The sequence below is a fragment of the Thermococcus marinus genome, assembly GCF_055389025.1.
In genome coordinates this window covers 754,760-778,460 of the sequence record NZ_AP042417.1, presented here as the reverse complement: position 1 = coordinate 778,460, position 23,701 = coordinate 754,760, and the positions used below count along the sequence as shown (strand labels likewise).

Genomic DNA, 23,701 nt, shown 5'->3' with positions numbered 1-23,701 from the left:
CTCACTCAAGGGTGAAGCTCTGGGGCATCGCCCTGCCAACGACGATACCGTACTTCTCCTCCATACCTGGCTGTATGGCAACGCGGTTGGTGTTGTAGAGCGCGTTGAAAACTGCCTTGGCGAAGTTAACGGTGGTTCTCGTCTCACCGAGGGTCTGGGACCAGACATCCTGAACGCCAGCGAGGGTGAGTATCTTCTTGCCGACGTCACCGATAACGAGACCAAGTCCACGCGGTCCGGGCATGAGCTTGACGCGGACGCTACCTTCCTTGCCCTCGACGGCGAACGGGATTGAGTGCGGCCTCCTGCACCTGCACTCCCAGCTTCCACAGCCGCGCTTGATCTCGATGATGTTCATCTTGGCGTAGTTGATGGCCTTCCTGATGGCGGTACCAACCTCCCTCCCGTGGCCGATTCCGAGGCCAACGTAACCGTCCCTGTTGCCGACGGCAGCCAAAACCCTGAAGCGAATCCTCCTACCGCTGTCGGTCATTCTGACGGTGAGAGCGATGTCAAGGACTTCCTGGTTCTCCCTGAGGTTGACCTCCGGAAGGAGGACGTCAACTATCTCCGGCTCCTTTATCTGGTAACCCTTCCTGAATATCTCGTGAATGTCAGTTATCTGGCCCTCCTTGACGAGCCTGCCGAGCTTGGTCCTCGGCTCCCACTCCTCAAGAACCCTCTGGGCAATCTCTCTCGGGTCGCTCATTCTCTCGCCCCCTCAAACTTCTTGATTATCTTGGCCTTAACCTCTTCAAAGTGTTCCGGCAGTTTCTCGGGCTCAAGGCCCCTGACGAGGTAGCCACCAAACTGCTTCCTATAGAGCGTCTCGTCCTCCTCCTTGAGGGCCTTGGCGTAGTTAGCCACGTGCTCGCCCCTTATCCTGTAGTCCTCTGGGAATATCTCCTCGCTGTGCGGGACGTTGAGGCCCGCATCAACCGCACCCTTGAGGACTGCGAAGACGCTTGAACCCCTGGTCGGCGGGTGAAGGCCTATGTCGAGGATGGCTTCCTCGATGCCGGCCTGCTTGGCCTTGTAACCGATGAGCAGGCCAAGTAAGTAAGCGCTTGGGGTGTTTCCACAGTGCCCCTTCCAGCCGAAGTCCCTGATGAGCTCCCTGGTGTGGGCTGAAACCACAGTCCTGTCGCCCTTCGGGTCGTAGACGATGATCTGGGCGATGTGGTGGTTGAGGGTCTTCCTCACGACAAGCCTCGGCTTCTTGCCCTTGAGGAGCTTGAGCCTCTTGTGGTAGTTGGTCTTACCCTCTCTCCTCCTCCTGAAGGGAACCCTATACCTCGGTCCTCTCGCCATTTATCTCACCTCACTCCTTCAAGATGCCGTGCTCCTGCATGAACAGGTAGAGCTGCCTCTTGTTCTTGAACTGACCGCCCTTGGCCCTGATGTATAGCCTCCTGTAGGTGTGGGCGTCGAGCTTGCCCTCGGCCTTGAGCTTCCTAAGTTCTTTCCGGAGGGCCCTTATGGTCATCATCCAGCGCTCCTTCTTGCCCATCCTGGCGGTCTTCTTACCCTTCCTGCTTCCGGGGCCCCTGTGGCGTCCCTTCTTCCTCGCCTCGTGGAAAGCCCTCGCGCGGGCCCTGCTCTGGCCCTTGATGGGCTTCTTCTTGATGACGCCGTCGTGGATGAGCCTCTTTACGTCCTCCCTGGTGATAGCGGCGGCAACATCATCAATCCTCTCGGGGTCAATCCAGACCCTGTTCTCACCGCACTTCAAAATCTCAGCGGCAATCCTTCTCTGCATCTTAAGCATGAGCATCACCTCGCGTTGAGGACCTTAATACCGAGCTCCTTGGCCCTCGCGATTATGAGTTCCCTCTTTCTCGCACCGACAGTCCTCGCTATCCTCGCTGCCTGCCTAGTCGGGTCGATTGCCTCAAGCTCCTTGACGTTGTGGACAAGGACTTCCTCGTACCCGCTCGGGTGGAGCCCCCTAACGAGCCTCGGTGAGCTCCATCCGATGCTCGGTGAGCGTGGCTTGCCCTTCTTCTTGAGCCTCATCTTGCTGTCTATTCCCTTCGGCCTGCGCCACTTCGGGTCGTTCTTGAACTTTGGATACCTCCACCACTCCTGCCTAAGGAAGCGGGGCTTCTTCCTCTTGAGCCTGGCCCTCACCCTAAGGAGTCTCGCCTTCTCGTCCATTGCTCACACCTCAGAACTTTATCGGCTTGCCAGCCTTCTCAACTATGTAAATACCATCCTGGAAGACACGCCTGTCCCACTTCGTTATCCTCGTGGCCTGCTCGATGTTGGCCGCGGTCTGGCCAACGGCCTCCTTGTCTATGCCCTCGACGAGGATTTCCTGCCCCCTAACCTTCACGGTAACGCCGGGCAGTATCTTGGCCCTCCTCGGGTTCTTCTCACCGAGGAAGTTCTCGATGACGACCTCGTCGCCCTGGACCTTGACGGTGACCGGGAAGTGGCTGTAGACGACCTTGAGCTTGTAAGTGAAGCCCTCGGTGACGCCCTTGATCATGTTGCTGATGTGGGCCTTGAACGTCCTGGCTATGGCAACGTCCTTCCTCCTCGGGAACTCCTTGTAGATGACGACCTTACCGTCGTCGGTGAAGATCTGAACGCCGGGGTACTTGAACTCCCTCTCAAGCTCGCCCTTGGGGCCCTTGACCTTGACGGTGTTCCCCTCAACGGTGACCTCGACTCCCTCTGGAATCTCAACCTCTTCCCTTACCCACGCGTCTATCGGCATCGTTCTCACCTCAGTAGACGTAGGCTATCAGTCTTCCGCCGATTCCCTTCTCGATGGCCTCTTTGTGGGTCATGACACCCTGGGAGGTCGAGACGATAAGGATACCGAACTCGTATGCCGGGAGGAACCTCTTCTCCCAGTACTCGTAGTCCCTGGCCTTGACCGGGAACCTCGGCTTAATAGCTCCAGCCTTGTTGATCTTTCCTATGAGCTGAACCCTGTAGATGCCGGCCCTCCCGTCGTCTATGAACTCGAACTCCCCGATGTAGCCGTTCTCCTGCATAACTCTAAGGACCTCACCGATGAGTTTTGAGGCCGGCTTTATGTAAACCTCCTTCTTTCCAACCCTCTCGCTGTTGGTCATGTGGGAAAGAGCGTTCGCAAGCGGGTCAAGCAGAGTCATCGCTTCTCACCTCACTCATACTTCTTGAAGCCGAGTTTTGGAGCGACCTCGCGGAAGCAGTGCCTGCAGAGCATAAGGCCGTGTATCCTGATTATCGGGCCGTACTGGCCGCAGCGCATGCACCTTCTCGCGCCCTTACCAAACTTCCTCGGCTTCCTCTTGTTGTAATCAGCCTTCGCCATCTCACAATCCCTCCACGTTGACCTTGAACTCCTCAATAGCGAAGACTATACCCTCCTCCTTCGTCAGCTTGTGCCTGGTCGGTATCTTCCTCCTCTGCCTCTTCCTCTTGGCAACCCTAAAGCCAGGCCTCTCAAGGGTGACACAGACGTCCATACCGAAGATACCTATCTCAGGGTCGTACTCGACGCCCGGGATGTTTATGTGCTCCTGGATTCCAAAGCAGAAGTTCCCGTGCTCGTCGAAGTTGCCGACGTGGAGCTTCCTATCAACGGCCTCAAGGAGCCTGTCAAGCATCTCGTAGGCCTTCTTTCCACGGAGGGTGACCTTGACGGCTATGGGTTCGCCACGCCTGATTCCAAAGTCCCTGTTGGTCTGCTTGGCCCTTCTCCTTATCGGCTTCTGGCCGACGAGGTCCTGGAGCATCTTCTCGGCCTTGGTAAGCCTCTCACCGCTCTCGCCAACACCGATGTTTATGGTGACCTTCGCGATCCTGGGCTTCCTCATTGGGTGAGCTTCCCAGTCTGCGAGGATAGCCTCCCTGTTAATCTGCATCTCATCTCACCTCACGGAAGGGAAATCTCCGGCTTGTCCTTACCAATCACGAAGGCGTACTCCTTCAGGGTGTCGAAGAGCTCGCCGTTCTCGTCCTCGATGGTAACGACGTCGGGCCAGCCCATCGGGAAGTGCCTGACCTCGACTATCTTACCCTTCCTGGCGACGTTCTTACCCTGGGTAACGAAGACGTAGGCGCCGACCTCGAAGGGCAGTATCTTGACTATCTGCCTCTCCGGAACCTGCATGATGACGGTATAGGAGGTCTTGTAGGCGTCCTTCTCGGCAAGGCTGACGAGGTGGTTGCTTCCGTCGTGGAGGTTGAGCTGAACCTTCGCACCCTTGACCATCCTCTTGTTGTCAATCCTGAAGGGCTTGATCTTGGCCTCTTCCTCGCTTATCGGGTGGAGGATGAGCTTGCCAATCCTGTTTGGAAGGACCCTGTAGTGCTCTCCGGTGTCCGGGATGGAGATAACGTCCATGATTCCGACCGGGAACTTGTAGTCCTTCCTGACCCTGCCGTCAACGAGTATCTTGCCCTCGTTGAGTATCTTCCTGGCTTCTCTCGCGGTCCTCGCGTAGCCAAGGTAGTCCCTGACTATGTAGAGGAGCGGTATGGAAGTCCTCATGCTGTGCGGGCCGGGGCTCGGGCGGACGGCCCACTTGTACTCCTTCCTGTGGATGTACCAGGAAGTTGGGGCGGCAAGCCTCTTAAGGTGCCTCTTCGGACCCTTTCTCGCCATTACTCAGCCCTCCTCTCGATTATTTTCTTTCTCTCCTCATCTTCAAGGTTGAGTTCGACAATCATAACGTTCGACGGGTGGAGCGGGTAGAAGACCTCGGTTCCGTCGGTCTTCTTCTGGGTAACGCCCTCAACGTAAATCCTGTACCTCTTAAGGTCGACCTCAACGACCTTGCCCTCGGTGCCCTTGAAGTCTCCACGCATGACCTTGACCTTGTCCCCCACCCTGATGGGGAGGTTCCTAACGTTGTACTTCTCCCTAAGCTCCTTGCTCAGGGTGGCGCTCATTATCTTGCCCCTGAGGTGAAGGGGAGCGTTGTAGAGGAACTTCCTCTGCTTCCTCGGCTGCTTCATATCAAGCTTCATTACTCTCACCTCACAACACAATGCTCGCTATGCTACCGAGCCTGACCCACCTCTCGGCGGCCTCTCTGGCTATGGCACCCCTAATCTCGGTTCCCCTCGGGACGCCTTCCGGAGTGACTATCGCGGCGGCGTTGTCCTCGAACTTGACGCGCATGCCGTCGAGCCTTCTGTACTCCTTCCTCTGCCTGACGACGACGGCCCTAACGACCTGGTGCCTCATGTCAGGCCTTCCCTTCTTGACGGTGGCAACGACCATGTCGCCGACACCGGCGGCGGCGAGCCTTCTCCTGGTTCCCTTGTAGCCAACGACACCAATTATCTGGATGACCTTGGCACCGCTGTTGTCAGCAACCTTGAGGTAAGCACCGATCGGAAGAGCGCGAGTTGGCCTGACGGGGCTTATACCCCTGGTCGCACCGGCACCCTTCTTGGCCATTGCCTCACACCTCCTCCTTCCTCTCGGCCCTCTCAAGGACTGCAACAACCACCCAGCTCTTGGTCTTGCTTATCGGCCTGGTCTCGGCTATGAGAACCTTGTCACCGGTCTTGGCGTTGATGCACTCCGGGTTGTGAGCGTGGACCTTGCTCCTCCTGAGCTCGTAACGCTCGTATTTCTTGAGGTAGTGGTAGTACTGCCTCTCGACAACTACTGTCTTCTTACCCTTATCGCTGACGACGATACCCTCAAAGTATCTCCCGTGTATCTTGAGGTTCCCGTGCCAGGGGCACTTGGGGTCGTCACACACCTCAGCGGGAGGCTGAACCCTCAATCCAATCTCTCTCATTTCCTCCACCTCTTCTTGAGTCTCATCTCAGGCCTTCCAATCAAATCACTACCATGGATCCGGATTTTCTCATCGCCGAGGTCGAACTCAATCTCGACCACGTCCTTTGGAACGACCCAAACCTTCTCCCCACCTATGGTGAGGGTGTTCCTCGTCTCATCAAGGACGTAGCCCTCGATGCCGACCAGCTCTGGATGAGATGCCCTTATAATCTTTGCTTTGAGGCCTATGAGCTCGTGCCAGATTATGTTCTTCCGCGTCACTCGACCTCTATGAGCTCCTCTGAAAATCCAAGCTCTGCCAGCAACTTCTTGATACGGTCCCTGTGGTCTCCCTGAAGCTCTATCCTTCCTTTCTTTGCGGTTCCGCCACATGCCAGCTTCGCCTTCAGCTTCTTTGCTATATCTTCGAGGTCGAATTCCTTCTCGTCTATGCCCTCGATTATGGTCTTAAGCTTTCCGTAGCGGGCCCTTTCAACGTAGACCCTAATCCTCTGCTGCTCCTTGAGGACCTCCTTAAAGAGCATCTCATCCAGAGGGTTCACAATCCTCGGCACCTAACCTCACCTTTTCTCCCTAAGCTTCTCATTCCTTATGGTAAGCAGGCGCGCTATGTCGCGCCTGAGGTTGCGGATGACCATGGGGTTCTCTATGGAAGCCCCCATGGTAAGCATACCCCTCTCCTTGGCGAGCTGAAGTCTGAGCTCCTTTATCTTCTGCTCGATCTCCTCAATGCTCATCTCCCTAATCTCACTGGGCTTCATTGGCGCTCACCTCTTCCTCGACTACCTCCTTAACCTCAATCTCATCTGGCAACCTCGCGTCGGGCGGCATGATGGAGACCTTAACACCGATAACACCGAGCTTGAGCAGGGCCTGGGCGTATCCCCTGCTGACGAGGGTCTCGGCAGGGTTTCCGACCTTTGCAAGGTAGCCCTGGTAGAACCTGACGCTCTTGGCCCTCTCACCGGTGAGCTTTCCGCTGAGCCTTATCTCGACACCCCTTGCTCCGTTCCTCATGATGGCCTTGATAGCTGAGTAAGCGGCCCTCCTGAAGTGGACGCCCCTCTCAAGGGCCTGGGCGAGCCTGACGGCCTGAACCTTGGCGTTGAGGTAGGGGTTCTTGATCTCCTCGACCTCAATCTGCGGGTTCTCAAGGCCGAACTGCCTCTCAAGGATCCTGGTGAGCTCCCTTATCTTCCTGCCGCCCCTTCCGATGACATAGCCGGGCCTCGCCGCGAAGATGATGACCTTGGTTCCAAGGGGGGTCTTCTTTATGTCAAGGCCGCCATAGCCGGCCCTCCTAAGCTCCTTTTCAAGGTATTCGTCAATGAGCATTTCCCTAACGCCTTCCCTGATGAAGTACCTCTCAATGGCCAAGGGTCTCACCTCCTAATCTCCTCGACAACTATCTCTATGTGGGTGGTCTGCTCGTTGAACGGTGTGGCCCTTCCGAAGGCCCTCGGGATGTATCCCCTGAGGACCGGGCCCCTGTGGGCAGCAGCGTGGATTATCTTGAGCCTGTCGACGTCGAGGCCCTTCTGCTCGGCGTTGTTCTTGGCGTTGAGGAGTATCTTCTTGACGGCCTTGGCGACCTTGACCGGGTAGCGACCTGGACCGAAGCCCTTACCCGGCTTGTGGCCCTGGCTGTCGTTGAAGCGCTTCATTGGAACCGGCCTCTTCTTGGCTATGACGTCGTCGAGGTAGCGGAGGGCGTCGTTGAGCATCATGCCCTTAATCTCCCTGAGGAGCTCGACGCTGTGCTTGGGTGAAATCCTGAGGTCCCTTCCGCTCGCGCGAGCCATCCTCTCGGGGTCAAAATTTTGGAATGAGTAGGAAAACCTGCCCCTGCTCATCTAAACCACCTCACTTGATTGCCACGAACATTGATGACCTCGTAGCACCGACACCAGGTGAGCCGTGCTGGACTATCTTCCTCGTGAGGGCGAACTCACCGAGGTAGTGGCCTATCATCTCCTCCTTTATCTCAATCGGGACGAACTCCTTGCCGTTGTAGACGTGGATGGTCATGCCAACCATCTCGGGGAGGACTATCATGTCCCTGCTGTGGGTCCTTATGGGCTTGTTGTACTTGCCCTTCTTGGCAAGCCTTATCTTCCTGAGGAGCTTCTTCTGCTCCGGGGAGAGACCCCTCTTGAGGCTCCTCCTCTGCCTGGCCGGGAGGAGCTTGGCGAACTCCTCAAGGGACATATTGAGCAGTTCGTCGAGCGTGTAACCCCTATACCTAAACTCCTTCTTTCTCGCCATCTTCACTTCCTCCTACCGGTTCTTCTCGCGGCTATGTGACCGACCTTCCTTCCGGGCGGAGCTCTACGGGAAACGGTCGAGGGCCTACCTATGTGGTGCTCCTTACCACCGTGCGGGTGGTTGACGGCGTTCATCTTGACACCTCTCGGCTTCGGCCAGAACCTGTTCCTGGCCTTGGCGATGTAGTAGGCCTTACCGGCCTTGACTATTGGCTTCTCGAGCCTTCCACCGCCCGCAACGACACCTATTGTTGCCCTGCACTCGGGCTTGAACTGCTTGAGCTCACCGCTCGGGAGCTGAACGATGACCTTGTCCTTCTCCCTGCTGACGACGAGGGCGTAGGTTCCTCCAGCCCTGACGTACTTTCCGCCGTCGCCCGGAACGCCCTCGATGTTGTAGACGTAGGTTCCCTCTGGTATCTTGGCAAGCGGGAGGGTGTTGCCTATGGCTATCGGGGCCTCGGGTCCGATGTAGACCTCCTGGCCGACGAGAACTCCTTCGGGGGCGAGGATGAGCTTCTTGGTTCCGTCCTCGAACTTAACGCGAGCGACGGGGGCAGTCCTTCCAGGGTCGTGGAGGATTTCCTCAACGACTCCCCTGAGGGTCTTCTCCTTCACGACGTTGAGAGGAACGTACTTAACAGCGCCCCTGTACCTGTGGGAAGGAGCGCGGAAGGTCGTGGTTCCCTTACCCCTCCTCTGCTGTATAAGACTCTTTCCCATCTCACATCACCTCAGAACAATCCCAACCTTGCGGCAACCTCACTCGCATCGTATTCGGGCTTGAGCTTGACGTAGGCCTTCTTTTCGCCCTTCATGGTGATGAGGGTGTTGACCTTCTCGACCTTGACGTTGAACATCTCTTCCACGGCCCTCTTGATGTCCTGCTTGGTGGCCTTCCTGTCCACTATGAAGGTGAGCTTGTTCTCCTTCTCAATGAGCGAGACGGCCTTTTCGGTAACGAGCGGCCTTATGATAACCTTATATGGGTCCATCTCTCATCACCCGTAGAGCTCCCTAAGCCTCTCTATAGCGCCCTTCGTCCAGATGGTAAGCCTTCCAGGGTGGGTACCCGGAGCGAGGAGCTCAACACCGAGGTTGTCGACGGTAACGACGTCAACGCCCGGGTGGTTCCTCGCTCCCTGGACGATTCCCTCGTTCTTGGCAACGACGATGAGCGGGCCCTTGGCCTTCTTATACCTCCTTCCGCGCATCTTGCCCTTACCGGCCCTTATCTTGGTGTTCCTCTTGGCCCTCTCAATGTCGTCCCAGACACCGAGCTTCTTGAATATCTCCCTGGTCTGGGCAGTCTTGAAGACCTTCTCGAGGTCGTCAACGACGACGAGCGGGAAGGCTGGAACGTTGTCGGTGACGTGTCCCCTCGCCTTCACGAGGTCAGGGTTGGCGGTGGCAGCGATGGCGCTCATTATGGCAAGCCTGCGCTCCTTCTTGTTGATGTCCTCCCAGATTATCTTCTCGACCTTCGGCGGGTGGGTTCTCCTTCCACCCCTCGCGAAGGGAACGAAGGCCGCGAACCTCGGCGGGGTCTTTATCCTCTCGACCCTCGCCATTCCATGGCCCTTACCGATGTTCTCAGTAACGCGCCTCTTTCCAGCGAGCGGGTCCCTTCCCTGGGGCTGTATCCTGTGGGTCCAGGAAGCGATGACAGCTCTCCTGATGAGGTCGGGCCTGAAAGGAGTGCTGAACACCTTGGGGAGCTCTATCTCCTCAACGGGCTCGCCTTCGAGGTTGAAGACCTTAACCTTCATCTATCTCACCTCACTGCTTGGACTCCCTACTGACGTAGGTTATCTGGGGCCTCTCAACGGGCGGCTTCTTCTTGGGCGGCCTTATAGCGGGCCTAACACGAATTATCCTCTTGAAGGAACCCGGAACGCTACCCTCAATCATGAGGAAGTCGCTCCTGACGATTCCGTAGTGCGGGAAGCCACCCTTCGGAGTTATCTCAATCTCGTTGCCGTCGAGCACGAGCTTTCCGTTCTCGCCTATGGCGATGAGCCTCTTGTTGAACTCGGTCCTGTGGTGGAAGCCCATCTGACCGGCCTGCGGAACGGTCCACATGACGCGGGCCGGGTGCCAGGGACCGAGGTTACCGATGTGCCTGCCCTTTCCAGCCCTCTGGGCCTTGTGGAACTGAACCTTGACGCCCCAGCGCTTAACCGGGCCCTGAGTGCCCTTACCCTTGGTGACGGCTATGACGTCGAGGAGCTCTCCCTCGTGGAGAACCTCGCTAGCGCGGAGCTCCTTGCCTATCTTCTCCTTGGCGTAGTCGAACTTGGCCTTGACGTCGTCGCCACCGATGGCGTACTCCATGACCTCGGGCTTCTTCTTGAGCTTGATGAGCCAGGGCTGGGTGTGGACGAGAAGCCTGACGTCAACAATCTCGCCGTCGTTAACGAGGTCCTCAAGCTGGCCGAGCTTGGCCTGGAACGCCTCCTCGTTATAGTCCTTCGGCAGGGTCTTTATGCGCCTCTTGACGTTGTCGTTGAGCTCGTGGAACCAGACCTCAGTGGCGGTCTCGAGGCCAAGATAGCCCTGCTTGTAAGCCCTGATTCCGTAGACAAAGAGCGGCGGAACCTCAACTATGGTCACGGGCACGAATATCTCCTTGCCCTTGGTGAGCCCGGGGCTGTCGTCTATCATGAGGATGTGGGTCATGCCGGCCTTGTAACCAGCGAATCCCAGCATCCTGACCTCACTGTCCTTTGGCCACTTCTTGATTCTCGGGACTACACTCCTAGCCCTTTTTCTCGGGCTGAAGGCGAGTGAACCTCTCCTTGGTCTGTGAACCTTTCCCATCTCAATCCCTCCTCATGAGATTGAATATCGCCAGCGTGGCGAGGAGCGCCTCCTCGGTGCGGACGGTTTTAGTTTTTTGATTTGGAATCGTGTTGAGCACGAAATCAAACTCGTACTCGCCGCCGAGGAGCTCCATAACGCCCTTCCTCGGCGAGCCAAAGGCGATACCAACCTCCCCCTCCAGCGGGGGAAGGCTGACCTCTCTCACGTCGCGACCCTTCCGCGAGGTCGCGATTGCCAAATCCAGGTGAGCCTTTTTAAGTGTTTTCGCCAGGGGCTTTCTGCTCAGGTGAACCCTGTAGCCCCAGTACCCTTCTGGCTTCGCTGGAATGACTTTGAGAGGCTTCGTCGAGACAATCCTAAACGTTGCGCGCCCTTCAACGTCCCCCTCAACCAGGGCCAGCTCGTCGAGCCCGATGTCAGCGTACACCCGTCTTCCCTTCCGGAAGGCATAGCCCTCGCGGATTTCGCTGACCTTGGGTTTCCCTTTGAGCTTGTGGTGGGGCGTCCTGAGCGGGGGGACGACACCGACGTGGCGGAGCTCTGGCATTATCGGAAACAGCCTCTTCCTGAGGTACTGCGGGGTTTCCATGTACTCAAGGACCGTTTTGATGAACTTCCCGTCCCTTCCGCCTGCCCTGTAAATCCAGATGTGCTCGACGCCGAAGATTGCGCAGGCCCTCGCAACCTGCCCAACCTTGTACGTCCGGATTTTTGGGTCGTCGGTCTCTTCAAGGAGGGAATCGGGAATGAAGACATGCCAAGCCATTTTCCCTCATCCTGCCCCCACTGTCTCCCCTAAGCTGAAGGGAGCTTGTGGAGACTATTTAAAAGGCTTTCGAACCTTGCAACCCTTTTTCATGCTGAGAAGTGTGTAAAATTTTTGCAAAGCGAACTTCGCGGAAGCTTTTGGAAAAAGCTTCACCAAAAGTTCGTAGCTCTTTACATAACGGCCCAAGTAGAGTAGATTTTACCTGTAAAATCCCACTTTACAAAAGAGAAACCAGCCAAAACAACACATATAAAGGGGGTTTACTCTCTTTTGACGCCCTTCGGGCGTCGATTCAAAAAGTAAACCTATACAAAAGGAGCAATTATAGAGATTCTCACACTCAAAACGACAATTCAATGAGAAAACCACTTAAAATTTAGCTTTCCAAAAGGAGCTACCAACTTTGATGAAACTTTGCGAAGGCAAAGTTTCGATGGTGGGCCCGCGGGGCTTCGAACCCCGGACCTCCGCCTCGTGAGGGCGGCGTCATAACCAGACTAGACCACGGGCCCGCCCAAAGTATGGGGAACGGGGGGAAATATAAAGCTTTCGCTAAACTTCCTCCAGGAGTTCCTTGGGTGCACCGGCGAACTCAACCAGGTACTCCGCCTCGACGATGTGGAGCCTACCCGGCACGATGAGAACGTGAGGCTGTCTTCCGAAGTCCTCGTCTATCAGCTCCTTAACGTAGCCCGCCCTTATCGTCGGGTTCAGAGAACCGGCCCTGGCGAGGACAACGACGAGCGTCTCCGGCGTGAACACTCCCGCTTTTTTCATGCCCTCAACCTGGAGGAGTATCTCCATCGCCTCGTTGGCGGTCATGTATCGGTTCTGGTCAGCCTTTATGTCAAGGAACAGGAGTGTATGAAGGCCGCGCTCCCTGTTTTCCTTGATTACGTCGTAGTGGCTCGTCGGGAACCAGTTTCCCTCTGGATAAGCTACGGTGGCGCTCTTCCCGAACTTGTAAATCTGGAGACCCGTAATCGCCACGGCAGAGTAGATGCTGGGCGCATGGATGACGTAGCTCTCGACGCCCGCTTTTTTTGCCCGGATTCTTAAGTCCGAGTGGGTTGTCGCCACCATCGGGTCTCCTGCAGTGAGGAACGCGACGTCCTTTTCTTTGGCCTCCGGGAGGACTATCCTCTCAAAATTGAGCTCGACCTCTTCCCGGCTTAGCCTCATGATGGGCTTGCCTATGAGCTCCTCAATTTTATCTATCGTTGTTCCCGCGAGGAGTGACGTATAAAACTCGGCAAATACCTTGTCGCACTTTCTGGCTGTTTCAAGACCTTTGAGCGTTATGTCCTTCTCATCATAGAGCCCAAGTCCTATGAAATAGAGCGCCATCTCAACCACCGATAGGGGGTTCTCCTAAAACTTTTAAGTTTTGGGAAAACTACTTAAAGGTTTTTGGCCAACCTAACCCGGTGAGGAGTGTGAAAGTCAGCAAGAGAGTCAGTAAGAGAGAGGAAGAGTACCTTGAGACAATGTACCTCCTTCACAAGAACAAGGGTGTAATCCGCGTTAAGGACATAGCGAAGATAATGAACGTCAAGCCGCCAAGCGTCGTTGACGCCCTCAAGAAGCTCGCCGAGAAGGGACTCGTCGAGTACGAGAAGTACGACAGAATTCTGCTCACCGAGGAAGGAGAGAGAATAGCAAAGGAGACCTACTCAAAGCACCTGGCCCTCACAAAGTTCTTCGTTGACATCCTCGGCATACCCGAGGAGATAGCCGAGCAGGACGCCTGCCAGTTCGAGCACTACGTCAGCGAAATAACCGTGGAGAGGATGAAGGAGTTCGCGAAGTTTATCCAAGAGCAGTGCCCCTACGTCCTCAAGCAGTTCCTCAAAGAGAAACGTGAGAAGAAATGAATTCTTTCCCATCATTAACTCTGTTCTGAACTGTCTTTCCCGAGAAAAAACTAGCTGAAATGAGAAAAGAGAAGAATCAGAAGAGGCCTCCGAGGTAGGCAAAATAAACCACGAAGACCATCGCGAGTATGTACATGAGCGGGTGAACTTCCCTCCAGCGGCCGCTGAAGACCTTGAGGACGGTGTAGCTTATAAAGCCCGCGCCGATTCCGTCGGCTATCGAGTAAGTGTATGGTATCGTGACGAGGACGAGGAACGCGGGCAGTGCCTCGGTGTGGTCGCTGAAGTCGACTTCCTTGAGGGCACTGAGCATGTAATATCCGACCACGACGAGGGCAGGGGCGGTTGCGAAGGCCGGTATTGCCTGGGCAAGCGGGGCTATGAAGAGTCCAATGGCGAGGAAGAGGAATCCTGTGACGAGGGCAGTCATTCCAGTCCTGCCGCCCTCCTCTATTCCCGCCGCACTCTCTATGTAGGTGGTGACTGTTGAGGTTCCAAGGACAGCTCCGACGGTCGTACCAATAGCGTCCGTCAGGAGCACCTTCTCGGCGTCGGGAACCCTGCCGTCCTCTGTGAGGAAGCCGGCCTTGGCGCTCAGACCGGTTATCGTTCCAAGGGTGTCAAAGAAGTCCACCATGAAGAACGCAAAGACGACTCCAAGGGCTCCAGCACTTATGAGGCCGTGGAGGTCCATCTGCATGAAAGTGTAGCTTATGGTTGGAGTCGAGAACAGCTTCTCGGGCCAGGGCGCCGCTCCGGTGACCCAGCCGAGGACGCTCGTAGTCAGTATGGAAATCAGAAGAGCACCCTTTATGCGCAGGGAGATGAGGATACCAGTGAGGAGAACTCCAAAAAAGAAAAGTAGTATCTGCTTTGATAATAGAACATTCGTGTTCAGACCGGTTAATTTGAGAGTTCCACTCAGGAGAACTGTCTTGCCGAGGGATATGACGGCATCTTTGGAACCTTCAACCTGCGCAGAGAGGAGCCCGACATCGTTGAGCCCTATGAGCGTGAGGAACAGCCCGATTCCGGCACCGATTGCATACTTCTGGCTCCTGGGAATCGCGTGGATTACCGCGCTCCTGACCTTTGTGATTGTGAGGGCTATAAAGATGAGGCCCTCAACAAAAACCGCCGCGAGGGCCACTTTCCAGCCGTACTTCGGGGCCACTGTGTAGGCGAAGTAGGCGTTGAGGCCCATACCGGGCGCGAGGGCGAAGGGCTTCTTGGCGTAGATACCCATGAGTATCGTTGTAAAACCAGCTGCAAGGGCTGTGACGGCGACGAGCGAGTCAAAGGCTTCAGGGCCCATCGCATCGCTGAGGATTTTAGGGTTAATGAAGAGGATATAAGCCATAGTCAGAAATGTCGTCACTCCAGCGAGCACTTCGGTTTTCATATCGGTTCCATACTTCTCGAACTCGAAGTACCTTTCGAACCAACCCATGAGCGTCCCCCCAGTAACTGACATTTAGTTGACATAGAAACGGCGATAAAAGCAATTTATAAAACTTTTTTTGACATAAACATGTTATAAAGTGAGGAGTGAGAAAGACCTTACCACAAGGCCTACCTTATGAGGGACGCTGTGAGGCTCAAAGGGCAAATCCGGAAGTGGGCGCTCCGCTATGATTGTGTGGCCTTCAACGTCGAGGTAAAGCCTAATCCGCCCCGGAAGGAGCTCATATCCCGTAACACGGGCATCACCACCGGGAGTCACGAGGACGCTCTCCGGCCTGAAGAACACCCTGACCTTCCCATCAACCCCAACGTTGAATTCAATGCCCCCCAGCCTTGCCACACCGTTCTCCGCATCGAGCTCCAGTATGTTGCTTATTCCAAGGAACCTGGCCACGAACTCCGTCTTTGGGTGGTAGTAAAGCTCCAGGGGCTCACCTATCTGCTCAACCCTGCCGACGTTCATGACGGCAATCCTGTCGCTCACTGCCATCGCCTCCTCCTGGTCGTGGGTAACGTATATCGTCGTTATGCCGAGCTCCCGCTGAATGCGCCGTATCTCAGCGCGGAGGCGCTCCCTTATCTTGGCGTCGAGGTTGCTGAGGGGCTCGTCGAGGAGAAGGACTTCGGGCTCCACAACAAGGGCCCTTGCGAGGGCCACCCTCTGCTGCTGTCCACCGCTCAGCTGTTCCGGATAGCGGTTTTCAAAGCCTTCCAGACCCACGAGTTCAAGCGCCCACCTGACCTTCCGCTCTATCTCCACCTTAGATACCTTCCTCATCTCCAGCCCAAAAGCGACGTTCTTGAACACCGTCATGTGCGGGAAAAGGGCGTAGTCCTGAAAGACGATGCCGATGTTCCTCTCGTAGGGCTCAAGGTCAGTGACGTCCTTCCCGTCGAAGAAGACCCTCCCAGAGTCGGGCCTTTCGAGGCCGGCTATTATCCTGAGGGTCGTCGTTTTTCCGCACCCGCTCGGACCGAGAAGCGTCAGGAACTCGCCGTCCCGGGCTGAGAGATCAACCTGAAGCTCGAAGTTGTCCCAGCGCTTGCTCACGCCCCGTAACTCAACACTCACCATACGTCCTCACCGACCTTTTCTATCACTAGGAATCCTATAACCGAGACAGCCATCAAAATTACGGAGAGGGCAGACGCACTACCGAACTGCCTCGACCCGATAAACTTGTAGACGGCCAGGCTCATGGTCGTGTACTCTGGCGGGGCGAGCATATAGGTCGCACCGAGCTCGGCTATGCTCATCGCAAAGGCGAATATCGCCCCGACTATGAAGCTACCGACCGCGAGGGGCAGTTCGACCTTCACAAACGCCTTCCACTCGTTTGCCCCCAGCGCCAGCGCGGCCTCGCGGAGGTTCCGCTTTATCTTGCCGAGCCCTGTGGAGAGGGAGCGGAAGACAAACGGATACGCTATGATGGAGTGCGCTATGGCGATAATCCAGAACGTGTAGTAGAGGGGTGTGGACTGGAATACCATGATGTACCCCAAGGCCACCGTAACAGGGGAGCTAGCCAGGGGGAGCATGACGAGGACGTCGAGGAGTCTCTTGCCCTTAAAGTCCCAGCGGTTGAGGAGGTACGCGAGGGGGAGTGCTATGAGCGTCGAGACCACGACCGTCGTGAAGCCAAAGAGGATTGAGTTCCGAACCGCCCCAAACGTCGAGATGCCGAACATGGGGTTGTATTCAGGTGAGAAGACCCTCCTGTAGTTCTCAAGGCTGAGGTGGCCGTTGAAGAGAAGGGAGTCGTAGACCACAGCAAGGAGGGGCGCAACTATAAAGACGAACACGAGGAGGGAGTAGAGGACTATTCCGAGCCCCTTGAGGCTCAAAAGGTCGCGGAGTCCAAGCTTCGCCGGCGTCTGGAGCACTTTCTGCTCTTCCCTCTTTGAATAGGTATCTAGAGAGCGGAGGTAGATGTACATGAAGAGCGCACTAAGGGTTATCTGTATGACCGCTAGCGCCGAGCCCGTCCTGAAGTCAAGGAGCGTCATGACGGTCGAGAAGATATCAACCTCTATTGTAACGTATCTGTATCCCCCAAGGACGAGCGGGATTGAGAAGCTCAGGAAGCAGAATATAAAGGTCAGCATCGCGGAAGCAAAAATGGCAGGCGATATCAGGGGCAGGGTGACCTTCCAGAAGAGTCTGAAGCCCTTCGCACCGAGGGTCTTGGCCATCTCCTCGTAGTGGGGATTGACCCTCTCCCAGAGGGACGAGACCATTCTGACAACGATGGGGAAGTTGTAAAAGGCGTGGGCAAGCAGTATGGCCTTCCAGGTGTAGACTATGCCGGGGTCACGCCCGATTATGCCGGCTATGAACCCGTCCCTGCCGAACAGCAGGAGGAAACCAAGGGTCACCATTATGCTCGGCATGACGAACGGGACGGTCAGAAGGGCTCTGATTGCCCTCTTCCCTGGAAAATCATAGCGGGCAAAAATATACGCCCCTGGGAGCCCTATGAGGAGCGTCAGGGCCGTCGAGGCGAGGGCCTGGCCTATCGTAAACCCTATGACCCAGCGGTGGTAAGAGTTCCCCAAGACGGCAGAAAGAAACTTCAGGGTCGGGCCGTTTTCCCACAGGCCGAGCCTCATGATATTCACCATAGGCAGGTAGAAGAAAACGAACAGGAACGCCAGTGGGAGGGTGAAAGCGAGGTAGCTGACCTTAAACCTCATGGCCAAAACTCGGTTTTTGCCCTTTATAAGCCTTGATTGGGCAAGGTTGTTAAGCCCGGCATACAATTTATCACCGGTGATACCATGAAGGCCCCGGAGCTGGGCATAAAGATAGGCGTTTTCGAGCACGGAAAGAGGAACTCGATAGCCGACCTGGGAGTCAGGGTCGGCCACGTAACCCTCATCGAGGGCGACGACGTGAGGACTGGGGTTACTGTCCTGCTCCCGCCGGTGAAGAACCCCTTCAAGGAAAAGCTCTTTGCCTCGACCTTCGTCATGAACGGCTTCTCAAAGCCAATAGGCTTCGTCCAGGTCGATGAGCTCGGCTACATTGAGACGCCGATAGCCCTAACCAACACGCTGAGCGTCTACACGGTCGCAAGCGCGATGGTAAAGCACATGATTGAGCTCAACCCAGACCTGAAGAGCGTCTCTCCGGTCGTGATGGAGTGCAACGACTCCTACCTCAACAACATCAGGAAGATGGCCGTCAGGGAGGAGCACTACTTCGAGGCCGTCAAAAACGCGAGCCTTGACTTTGAGGAAGGTGCCGTTGGTGCTGGAACCGGAATGAGCGCCTTCGAGTTCAAGGGCGGAATAGGCTCTTCCTCACGGGTCGTCGAAATCGGCGGCGAGGAGTACACGGTCGCGTCGCTCGTCCTGGCGAACTTCGGCAGGAGGGAAGACCTCACAATAGCCGGCGTCCCCGTCGGCCTTGAGCTGAAGGACTACCCCGGAAGGGGGCCCTCCGCGAAGGGCAGCATCTCGATGGTGGTGGCAACGGACGCGCCCCTGACCGCGAGGGGGCTGAAGAGGGTCGCGAAAAGGGCAGTTGTCGGCCTCGCGAGAACCGGCGGCTACGCGTACCACGGGAGCGGGGACGTAGTCCTTGCCTTCTCAACGGCGCAGACGGCCCCGCTGGATAAAGAGCCCCACCTGCTCAGTTTCCTGCCCGACAACGCCCTCAGCAGGCTCTTCAAGGCAACCGCCGAGGCGACTGAGGAGGCCATAATCAACGCGCTTCTCCAGGCGAGAACGGTTGAGGGCAACGGACACGTGAGGTACGCTTTGCCCATTGACAATGTCAAGGAGATACTATCAAAATATAACCGGATTCAGTTGGACACCCAGGCGGTTTAGACGTTTTCTTACTTTTTTATGTAGTTTGATACCGACATATTCCAAATTGGCACTTTGGGTATTAAAGAAAATGGAAACTCTTAAATATGCAGTTTTTCTTTCATACCTATGGTGACCAAAATGACTCGAATCGTGCTGACGACCGACGAAACGCTGACGAGCACGTACCACGACGTCCCCCTGCTGGACTTCCTGGGCTGTGCACCCTACGACAAGCTTCCAAAGTGGGTCTTCAGGCTCCTTGACACCCAGCTTCCAGACGAGAACGGCGTTTTAACGCAGGCTCCCTACGGTCTCAGGAAGGTCGAGGCGGCACTCCTCAGAGACGGCTTTAGGCGGGACGAAGTTGTCGTCGCCCACCCGCGCAGGATAGAGAAGTTCATCGGCAGGGACACAACCGTTGTGGCCCTATACGAGATGGACCCCCTCGGACTCGGCCCCGTGAGCATGATGTTCACGAACGGCGGGAAATGGACGAACTACACCAAGGTCAAGTTCAGGGAGCTCGTCGAGAGGATAAACCGCATCAGGGACGCGAAGGGGCTGGACTTCAAGCTCGTCGTCGGAGGCCCGGGAGCCTGGCAGGTGGACTTCAGAAGGGAAGAGCGGGAAAAGCTCAGGATTGACCACGTCGTTATAGGCGAGGTCGACCACGTTGCCGGCGACCTCTTCAGGGACATCGAATCCGGGAGCGCCGACGAAACGATATTCATAAAGGGCTGGCCGAGGGTCGAGCAGATTCCCACTATAGTTGCCCCCTCGTACAAGGGCCTCATCGAGGTCATGCGCGGCTGCGGAAGGGGCTGCCGCTTCTGCGAGCCGAACCTGAGGGTGGCCCGCTACATACCCCTTGAAAACATCGAGGCCGAGATAAGGCTCAACGTAAAAGCGGGCATAGACCACGCATGGCTCCACAGCGAGGACATCTTCCTCTACAAGGTCGAGGACAAGAGGAACTTCTATCCGAACGCCGAAGCTGTTGTAGAGCTCTTCGAGATGGCCAGGAGATACACAAGGAACGTCAACCCGACCCACGGCGCGGTGGCAGGCGCTTTAGCGAACCCGGGGATGATAGAACGCATATCAGAAATAGTCGAGGCAGGGCCGAACCACTGGATTGGCATACAGGTGGGCTTTGAGACGGCCTCGCCGAGGCTCATTGGAAAGTACATGAACAACAAGATGAAGCCATTCTCACCCGAGGAGTGGCCCTGGGTTCTGCTCAACGGAACCTACGTCCTCAACAAGAACTACTGGTTCCCGGCCTACACGACGATATTGGGCCTTCCTGGAGACACCGATGAGGACGAGATAATGACTGCCCAGCTGATAATCACGATGGAGGAGGAGCTCAAGGCGAAGCTCGGCAACAGAGCGCACTTTACCGTGACCCCGCTGGCCTTCATTCCAATGGGGCTCCTCAGAGACCAGGAGTTCTACCGCATAGACGAGATGATAACCTACGGACAGTTCCTGCACCTGTACTACGCATGGAAACACATGATGGACGAGGTAATACGCGGGCTACCGATGGTCATGAAGGGCAACCCGTTCCTGATTCCGTTCTACCCGCTCGCCCGCATCGGGACGAGGGTCGTGCTGAGGCAGATAGAGAAGTGGGGCAGGAGTAAGGGATACGAGGTAAAGCCCCTCGAACCCCTGGAGGTCCGCATCGAGGTTGAGGAGCACAGGTGGCACGGCCAGCCGAGCCTCGTCGAGGCCTACTGATAGCATTTTTGTTTTTCACAACTTTCGGAAATTTCCGAAAGTTTTATATGTTGAGACTTCCTACATAAACCGGTGACCCCTATGGAAGCTTTCATGCTCCTCGTGACAGATTCGAGGCACGATTTTGAAGTTCTGGAGTCCCTAAAAAGCCTCCCCCAGACCCTTGAGGTGCACCGGCTCTATGGAGAATACGACATGCTCCTTAAAGTTCGGGTAAACGACCTTGAGGAGCTCTCGTCCCTCGAAAGAGAACTTTTAAACGGCGGCCAGATTCTTTCCATTGACACCCTGGTCATCGCGGGGGAATGATGCGTGGGTGTAAAGGAAGCCAAGCGCATAATGATGGAGCACTTCGCGAGAACCGCGCGAAAGTTTGGCCTTAGCGAGCTTTACGGCTACATCTACGGTCTGCTATTCTTTGAGGAAGAACCCATGAGCCTTAGAGAAATAGCGGAGAGAACGGGATACTCCATTTCCCACGTCAGCAGCGCCCTCAAGTTTCTTGAGAGCATCGGGCTCGTGACGAGAATAAAAAAGCCTGGAGACAGGAAGGCCTACTACACCGCCACAAAGAACATTCAGGACTGGCGTCGCGAGGCCTATTACCGGAAAATCGAGGAAGACGTAAAGGAGATGAGGGCAAGCCTCTTGAAGGCCCTTGAGAAGCTTGAAGGGGACGAGAGCGAGGAAGCGGAAAAAATCAAAAGGAGAATAGAGGCCATTCTTCAGAAGAACCTTATAGCCGAGAGAATCGCCGAAATCCTTTCAGAGGGTGACGATGAGATTCTAAAGGCCCTAATCGAATGCCTCAAAACAAGAGGCCAGAAAAGGGCGCAAAAAAGCTCCAGGTAAACAGAGCTTTTCCCGAAGGTCTGACTTCTGGAATTGGGCTTTAGACCTTTATCTCCTCGTACTTCTTCTTCATCAAGAGCGCATCACCCTCGATGTTGGGACTCTCGCTTATGACGACACCCCTAACTCGGAACTCCTTGAGGACTCCGAGCAGGTCTTCCCAGTTCATGTCGCTCTCCTGGAGGTTCAGGTGCCTCTTCTCGCCCTTATCCGTGTACTCGATGCCGCTCACGTGGATGTGCATGTTGTCGAGGGCTTCCCTGCCCAGCCTGTCTTCCATAAAGCTCAGCATTTCGCGCCACTCCTCGGCCGAGTTGCACTTGCCCTTGTTCCTCGCGTGGGCGTGGGCAAAGTCTATCGTGGGCAGAACCATCTCCAGCTCTTCACTCAGCTTCACTATCTCCTTCAGGTCACCGAACTGCGTCGGCTTCCCTGTCAGCTCGGGCCGTATCCACACCTCTATCCCCCTGTCCATGAGCTCCTTTTCTATTTCCTTCAACGCGTCCTTAATCCTGTTGTAGACCTTCGCGGGGTCCTGCTTCAGGTAGTAGCCGGCGTGGAAAACGACGCTCCAGCCCCCCGCCTGATGAAGCCTCTCCGCACTTTGGATTATCCTCCTCTTGCTGGCTTCGACCTTGGCCTTCTCGCTCGCGTTGAGGTTGATGTAGTAGGGCGCGTGAGCTGTGAGCAGGACGTCGTGCTTTTTGGCGACGTACTTTATTTTCTTGGCAAGCTCGGGCTTGATGTTCACACCGCGGACGAACTCCAGCTCCATTGCATCGAGCCCGAGGTTCCTCACGTGGATGATGCCGTCTATCGTTGAGCGCTTCGGGGCAGAAAGGGGAATCCCCGCGGTTCCAAAGCGGAGCCTGTCAACCTTGAACATCTCCACCACCAAAAGGAATTAGGTAAACCTATTTTATTACATTTTTCTTTTGAGAGCCTTGCCGTTCACGGCGGGGAAGTGGTAAACCCAACGAGCGAAACTAGTTTAAAGCCTAAAATTCATACTATCAATTGAAATGAAGCGTTCAATAACCTTCAAACTCCAGCCCTCAAAAGAACAGGAGAAGACACTCTTTGAGTTAGCCAACATTGGGGCCAAGGCTTGGAACCGAGTAAACTACTTGAGGCGCCAACAATACTTCCAAAACAAAATCGTGGACTTTAACAAGACTGAGAAAACCGTTTATGGGGAGTTTAAGCACGAAATCGGCTCTGCAACAGTCCAGCAAATAGCGAGGAAAAACGCCGAAGCTTGGTGGAGTTTCTTCTCCCTCCTCCGAAAAAAGCGGAACGGAGAACTCCCCAACTGACTTAAGCCAAAACCACCAAACTACTTGAAGGAAGATGGGAGAAGAAAGCCCTTAATCGTCCTCCGGAACGACCAGTACAGAATCGAGGGAAACAAGCTGATTCTGAAAGGCCTTGGCAAATTCAAAAAGCTGGAAGTTCAGTTTAAGGGCAGGATACACTTGAAGGGTAAGCAAGGACGCTTGGAAATAACCTATGACGACGTGAAAAGGAAGTGGTATGCTCACATCAGCCTTACTGTCAAGGAAAAACTTGAGGGTAGGGAATGGGTTAAACTCCCAAGAAAGCCGAAAGGAAATCTTTCAGCGGGGATTGACTTGGGCGTAAACAACCTAATGGCCGTTTACGTTGAAAACGGGAAAAGCTTCCTCGTTAACGGTAGGCCGTTGAAGAGTATTGACTTTTACTGGCAAAAGCGGATTGCCGATTACCAGTCAAGACTCAACAAGTCTGGAGCTAAAGCGAGCAGAAAACTCAAAAGAATGCACGGGAAGGCTAAACTTCAGGCGAAACACTACATCAACACGGCAGTAAGACAAACGGTTAGGAAACTCTACGACTTAGGAGTTTCAAGAATTGTCGTTGGCTACCCGAGGGGGATTGCCAGAAACTCCGACAGAGGTAAAAAGCAGAATTTCATCATCTCCCACGTTTGGCGGTTTAATCACGTGATTAAACGTTTGACTGAGGTTGCTGAAGAATATGGTATTGAGGTTGTGGTTGTTGATGAGGCTTTCACTTCTCGGACTTGCCCTGCTTGCGGGAGGCCTCACGAAGGGGCTCGCTTCGTCCGCGGTTTGTTTGAGTGTCCCGCAACGGGGCTTGTTTTTAACGCTGACTTGGTTGGAGCTTTCAACATTTTAAAGAAGGTTGTGAAAACTATAACCCTAAGCCTGCAGGGTTTAACGGCAGGTAGGGGTAATTGGCCGGAGGCCCGGCCAGAGGGGCTGAAAGCCCGCTTTGAATTGGGCCTGAATGAGGCCCCTCGAACCTCTCCGTCCATGGCGAGGGACTGACCCTCGTC

Annotated in this window: 33 protein-coding genes, 1 tRNA gene and 1 pseudogene; 6 read left to right on the top strand and 29 right to left on the bottom strand. The window is 55.4% G+C overall.

Going from position 1 to position 23,701, the window contains the following annotated elements:
• Position 1 precedes the first annotated feature (1 nt).
• The 25 genes from rpsE to dph5 all read right to left on the bottom strand — a co-directional run bounded on the left by rpsE (position 2) and on the right by dph5 (position 12,958).
• Positions 2 to 709: a 30S ribosomal protein S5 gene (gene rpsE, locus ACZ5ER_RS04170; protein ID WP_050002750.1), complete on the bottom strand. Its 708-nt coding sequence runs from the start codon at positions 707 to 709 to the stop codon at positions 2 to 4.
• Positions 706 to 1,311 carry a 50S ribosomal protein L18 gene (locus ACZ5ER_RS04165; RefSeq protein WP_050002749.1) on the bottom strand — a complete coding sequence of 202 codons (606 nt, stop codon included), beginning with the start codon at positions 1,309 to 1,311 and terminating at the stop codon, positions 706 to 708. Before ACZ5ER_RS04165 ends, rpsE begins: the two co-directional genes overlap by 4 nt.
• Before the next feature lie 10 nt (positions 1,312 to 1,321).
• Positions 1,322 to 1,774 (bottom strand): 50S ribosomal protein L19e, encoded by a 453-nt coding sequence (locus ACZ5ER_RS04160; protein WP_174412694.1) that lies wholly within the window; start codon positions 1,772 to 1,774, stop codon positions 1,322 to 1,324.
• Positions 1,774 to 2,157 (bottom strand): 50S ribosomal protein L32e, encoded by a 384-nt coding sequence (locus ACZ5ER_RS04155; protein ID WP_050002747.1) that lies wholly within the window; start codon positions 2,155 to 2,157, stop codon positions 1,774 to 1,776. Before ACZ5ER_RS04155 ends, ACZ5ER_RS04160 begins: the two co-directional genes overlap by 1 nt.
• 10 nt (positions 2,158 to 2,167) lie before the next feature.
• On the bottom strand, positions 2,168 to 2,722 hold the full coding sequence (locus ACZ5ER_RS04150; RefSeq protein ID WP_050002746.1) for a 50S ribosomal protein L6: 555 nt from the start codon (positions 2,720 to 2,722) through the stop codon (positions 2,168 to 2,170).
• 10 nt (positions 2,723 to 2,732) lie between these two features.
• Positions 2,733 to 3,125 (bottom strand): 30S ribosomal protein S8, encoded by a 393-nt coding sequence (locus tag ACZ5ER_RS04145; RefSeq protein WP_050002745.1) that lies wholly within the window; start codon positions 3,123 to 3,125, stop codon positions 2,733 to 2,735.
• Between the two features lie 11 nt (positions 3,126 to 3,136).
• Entirely contained in the window at positions 3,137 to 3,307 is a 171-nt protein-coding gene (locus ACZ5ER_RS04140; RefSeq protein WP_011250478.1) for a 30S ribosomal protein S14, read from the bottom strand.
• A 1-nt stretch (position 3,308) separates the two neighbouring features.
• Positions 3,309 to 3,860: a 50S ribosomal protein L5 gene (locus ACZ5ER_RS04135; RefSeq protein ID WP_050002744.1), complete on the bottom strand. Its 552-nt coding sequence runs from the start codon at positions 3,858 to 3,860 to the stop codon at positions 3,309 to 3,311.
• Positions 3,861 to 3,871: 11 nt separating this feature from the next.
• Positions 3,872 to 4,603: a 30S ribosomal protein S4e gene (locus tag ACZ5ER_RS04130; protein ID WP_464934860.1), complete on the bottom strand. Its 732-nt coding sequence runs from the start codon at positions 4,601 to 4,603 to the stop codon at positions 3,872 to 3,874.
• Positions 4,603 to 4,968, bottom strand: a complete 366-nt coding sequence (gene rplX / locus ACZ5ER_RS04125; RefSeq protein WP_050002742.1) for a 50S ribosomal protein L24 — start codon at positions 4,966 to 4,968, stop codon at positions 4,603 to 4,605. Before rplX ends, ACZ5ER_RS04130 begins: the two co-directional genes overlap by 1 nt.
• Before the next feature lie 10 nt (positions 4,969 to 4,978).
• A complete protein-coding gene (locus ACZ5ER_RS04120; protein ID WP_011250482.1) occupies positions 4,979 to 5,404 on the bottom strand; it encodes a 50S ribosomal protein L14 in 426 nt (141 codons plus the stop codon).
• A gap of 4 nt (positions 5,405 to 5,408) precedes the next feature.
• On the bottom strand, positions 5,409 to 5,753 hold the full coding sequence (locus tag ACZ5ER_RS04115) for a 30S ribosomal protein S17 (protein ID WP_050002741.1): 345 nt from the start codon (positions 5,751 to 5,753) through the stop codon (positions 5,409 to 5,411).
• Entirely contained in the window at positions 5,750 to 6,127 is a 378-nt protein-coding gene (locus tag ACZ5ER_RS04110; RefSeq protein ID WP_464934859.1) for a ribonuclease P protein component 1, read from the bottom strand. The genes ACZ5ER_RS04115 and ACZ5ER_RS04110 overlap by 4 nt, the downstream gene beginning before the upstream one ends.
• Entirely contained in the window at positions 6,013 to 6,279 is a 267-nt protein-coding gene (gene yciH, locus ACZ5ER_RS04105; RefSeq protein ID WP_464935097.1) for a stress response translation initiation inhibitor YciH, read from the bottom strand. The genes ACZ5ER_RS04110 and yciH overlap by 115 nt, the downstream gene beginning before the upstream one ends.
• 36 nt (positions 6,280 to 6,315) lie before the next feature.
• The gene (rpmC, locus tag ACZ5ER_RS04100; RefSeq protein ID WP_050002738.1) at positions 6,316 to 6,516 is read right to left on the bottom strand and encodes a 50S ribosomal protein L29; all 201 of its coding nucleotides are present in this window, start codon (positions 6,514 to 6,516) and stop codon (positions 6,316 to 6,318) included.
• Positions 6,503 to 7,132: a 30S ribosomal protein S3 gene (locus ACZ5ER_RS04095; RefSeq protein WP_050002737.1), complete on the bottom strand. Its 630-nt coding sequence runs from the start codon at positions 7,130 to 7,132 to the stop codon at positions 6,503 to 6,505. Before ACZ5ER_RS04095 ends, rpmC begins: the two co-directional genes overlap by 14 nt.
• A 5-nt stretch (positions 7,133 to 7,137) precedes the next feature.
• Entirely contained in the window at positions 7,138 to 7,608 is a 471-nt protein-coding gene (gene rplV / locus ACZ5ER_RS04090; RefSeq protein WP_050002736.1) for a 50S ribosomal protein L22, read from the bottom strand.
• A 10-nt stretch (positions 7,609 to 7,618) separates the two neighbouring features.
• On the bottom strand, positions 7,619 to 8,020 hold the full coding sequence (locus ACZ5ER_RS04085; protein ID WP_050002735.1) for a 30S ribosomal protein S19: 402 nt from the start codon (positions 8,018 to 8,020) through the stop codon (positions 7,619 to 7,621).
• A gap of 2 nt (positions 8,021 to 8,022) precedes the next feature.
• A complete protein-coding gene (locus ACZ5ER_RS04080; protein WP_042692804.1) occupies positions 8,023 to 8,742 on the bottom strand; it encodes a 50S ribosomal protein L2 in 720 nt (239 codons plus the stop codon).
• 11 nt (positions 8,743 to 8,753) lie between these two features.
• Positions 8,754 to 9,014, bottom strand: a complete 261-nt coding sequence (locus tag ACZ5ER_RS04075; RefSeq protein ID WP_050002734.1) for a 50S ribosomal protein L23 — start codon at positions 9,012 to 9,014, stop codon at positions 8,754 to 8,756.
• Positions 9,015 to 9,020: 6 nt separating this feature from the next.
• Positions 9,021 to 9,788, bottom strand: a complete 768-nt coding sequence (gene rpl4p / locus ACZ5ER_RS04070; RefSeq protein ID WP_050002733.1) for a 50S ribosomal protein L4 — start codon at positions 9,786 to 9,788, stop codon at positions 9,021 to 9,023.
• A 10-nt stretch (positions 9,789 to 9,798) separates the two neighbouring features.
• A complete protein-coding gene (locus ACZ5ER_RS04065) occupies positions 9,799 to 10,839 on the bottom strand; it encodes a 50S ribosomal protein L3 (RefSeq protein WP_050002732.1) in 1,041 nt (346 codons plus the stop codon).
• 1 nt (position 10,840) lies between these two features.
• A complete protein-coding gene (locus ACZ5ER_RS04060; RefSeq protein WP_050002731.1) occupies positions 10,841 to 11,608 on the bottom strand; it encodes a putative RNA uridine N3 methyltransferase in 768 nt (255 codons plus the stop codon).
• A gap of 437 nt (positions 11,609 to 12,045) precedes the next feature.
• Positions 12,046 to 12,123: transfer RNA gene (locus ACZ5ER_RS04055), tRNA-Val, on the bottom strand.
• Positions 12,124 to 12,163: 40 nt separating this feature from the next.
• Entirely contained in the window at positions 12,164 to 12,958 is a 795-nt protein-coding gene (gene dph5 / locus ACZ5ER_RS04050; protein ID WP_464935096.1) for a diphthine synthase, read from the bottom strand.
• Positions 12,959 to 13,098: 140 nt separating this feature from the next.
• Here dph5 and ACZ5ER_RS04045 point away from each other — a divergent pair, with 140 nt between their 5' ends.
• Entirely contained in the window at positions 13,099 to 13,485 is a 387-nt protein-coding gene (locus ACZ5ER_RS04045) for a metal-dependent transcriptional regulator (RefSeq protein WP_050003939.1), read from the top strand.
• Positions 13,486 to 13,561: 76 nt separating this feature from the next.
• Here the strand turns inward: ACZ5ER_RS04045 and ACZ5ER_RS04040 are convergent, their stop codons facing one another.
• The 3 genes from ACZ5ER_RS04040 to ACZ5ER_RS04030 form a co-directional block, all read right to left on the bottom strand.
• Positions 13,562 to 14,935, bottom strand: coding sequence for an NCS2 family permease (locus ACZ5ER_RS04040; RefSeq protein WP_050002729.1), 1,374 nt, complete (start codon positions 14,933 to 14,935; stop codon positions 13,562 to 13,564).
• 84 nt (positions 14,936 to 15,019) lie between these two features.
• A complete protein-coding gene (locus ACZ5ER_RS04035) occupies positions 15,020 to 16,024 on the bottom strand; it encodes an ABC transporter ATP-binding protein (RefSeq protein ID WP_464934858.1) in 1,005 nt (334 codons plus the stop codon).
• Positions 16,018 to 17,643, bottom strand: a complete 1,626-nt coding sequence (locus tag ACZ5ER_RS04030; protein ID WP_464934857.1) for an ABC transporter permease — start codon at positions 17,641 to 17,643, stop codon at positions 16,018 to 16,020. The genes ACZ5ER_RS04035 and ACZ5ER_RS04030 overlap by 7 nt, the downstream gene beginning before the upstream one ends.
• An 84-nt stretch (positions 17,644 to 17,727) precedes the next feature.
• On the opposite strand from ACZ5ER_RS04030, the gene ACZ5ER_RS04025 reads away from it, so the two are divergent.
• The 4 genes from ACZ5ER_RS04025 (at position 17,728) to ACZ5ER_RS04010 (ending at position 21,363) form a co-directional block, all read left to right on the top strand.
• Positions 17,728 to 18,783 (top strand): DmpA family aminopeptidase, encoded by a 1,056-nt coding sequence (locus ACZ5ER_RS04025; RefSeq protein WP_050002727.1) that lies wholly within the window; start codon positions 17,728 to 17,730, stop codon positions 18,781 to 18,783.
• A gap of 120 nt (positions 18,784 to 18,903) precedes the next feature.
• On the top strand, positions 18,904 to 20,511 hold the full coding sequence (locus ACZ5ER_RS04020) for a B12-binding domain-containing radical SAM protein (RefSeq protein ID WP_050002726.1): 1,608 nt from the start codon (positions 18,904 to 18,906) through the stop codon (positions 20,509 to 20,511).
• Positions 20,512 to 20,592: 81 nt separating this feature from the next.
• Positions 20,593 to 20,820 carry an Lrp/AsnC ligand binding domain-containing protein gene (locus tag ACZ5ER_RS04015; RefSeq protein ID WP_050002725.1) on the top strand — a complete coding sequence of 76 codons (228 nt, stop codon included), beginning with the start codon at positions 20,593 to 20,595 and terminating at the stop codon, positions 20,818 to 20,820.
• A gap of 3 nt (positions 20,821 to 20,823) precedes the next feature.
• Entirely contained in the window at positions 20,824 to 21,363 is a 540-nt protein-coding gene (locus tag ACZ5ER_RS04010; RefSeq protein WP_050002724.1) for a GbsR/MarR family transcriptional regulator, read from the top strand.
• A 40-nt stretch (positions 21,364 to 21,403) separates the two neighbouring features.
• On the opposite strand, the gene ACZ5ER_RS04005 is transcribed toward ACZ5ER_RS04010, so the two are convergent.
• Positions 21,404 to 22,249 (bottom strand): deoxyribonuclease IV, encoded by an 846-nt coding sequence (locus ACZ5ER_RS04005; protein ID WP_050002723.1) that lies wholly within the window; start codon positions 22,247 to 22,249, stop codon positions 21,404 to 21,406.
• Between the two features lie 136 nt (positions 22,250 to 22,385).
• On the opposite strand from ACZ5ER_RS04005, the pseudogene ACZ5ER_RS04000 reads away from it, so the two are divergent.
• Positions 22,386 to 23,693, top strand: a pseudogene (locus ACZ5ER_RS04000) (RNA-guided endonuclease InsQ/TnpB family protein).
• The last annotated feature ends 8 nt before the right edge of the window (positions 23,694 to 23,701 follow it).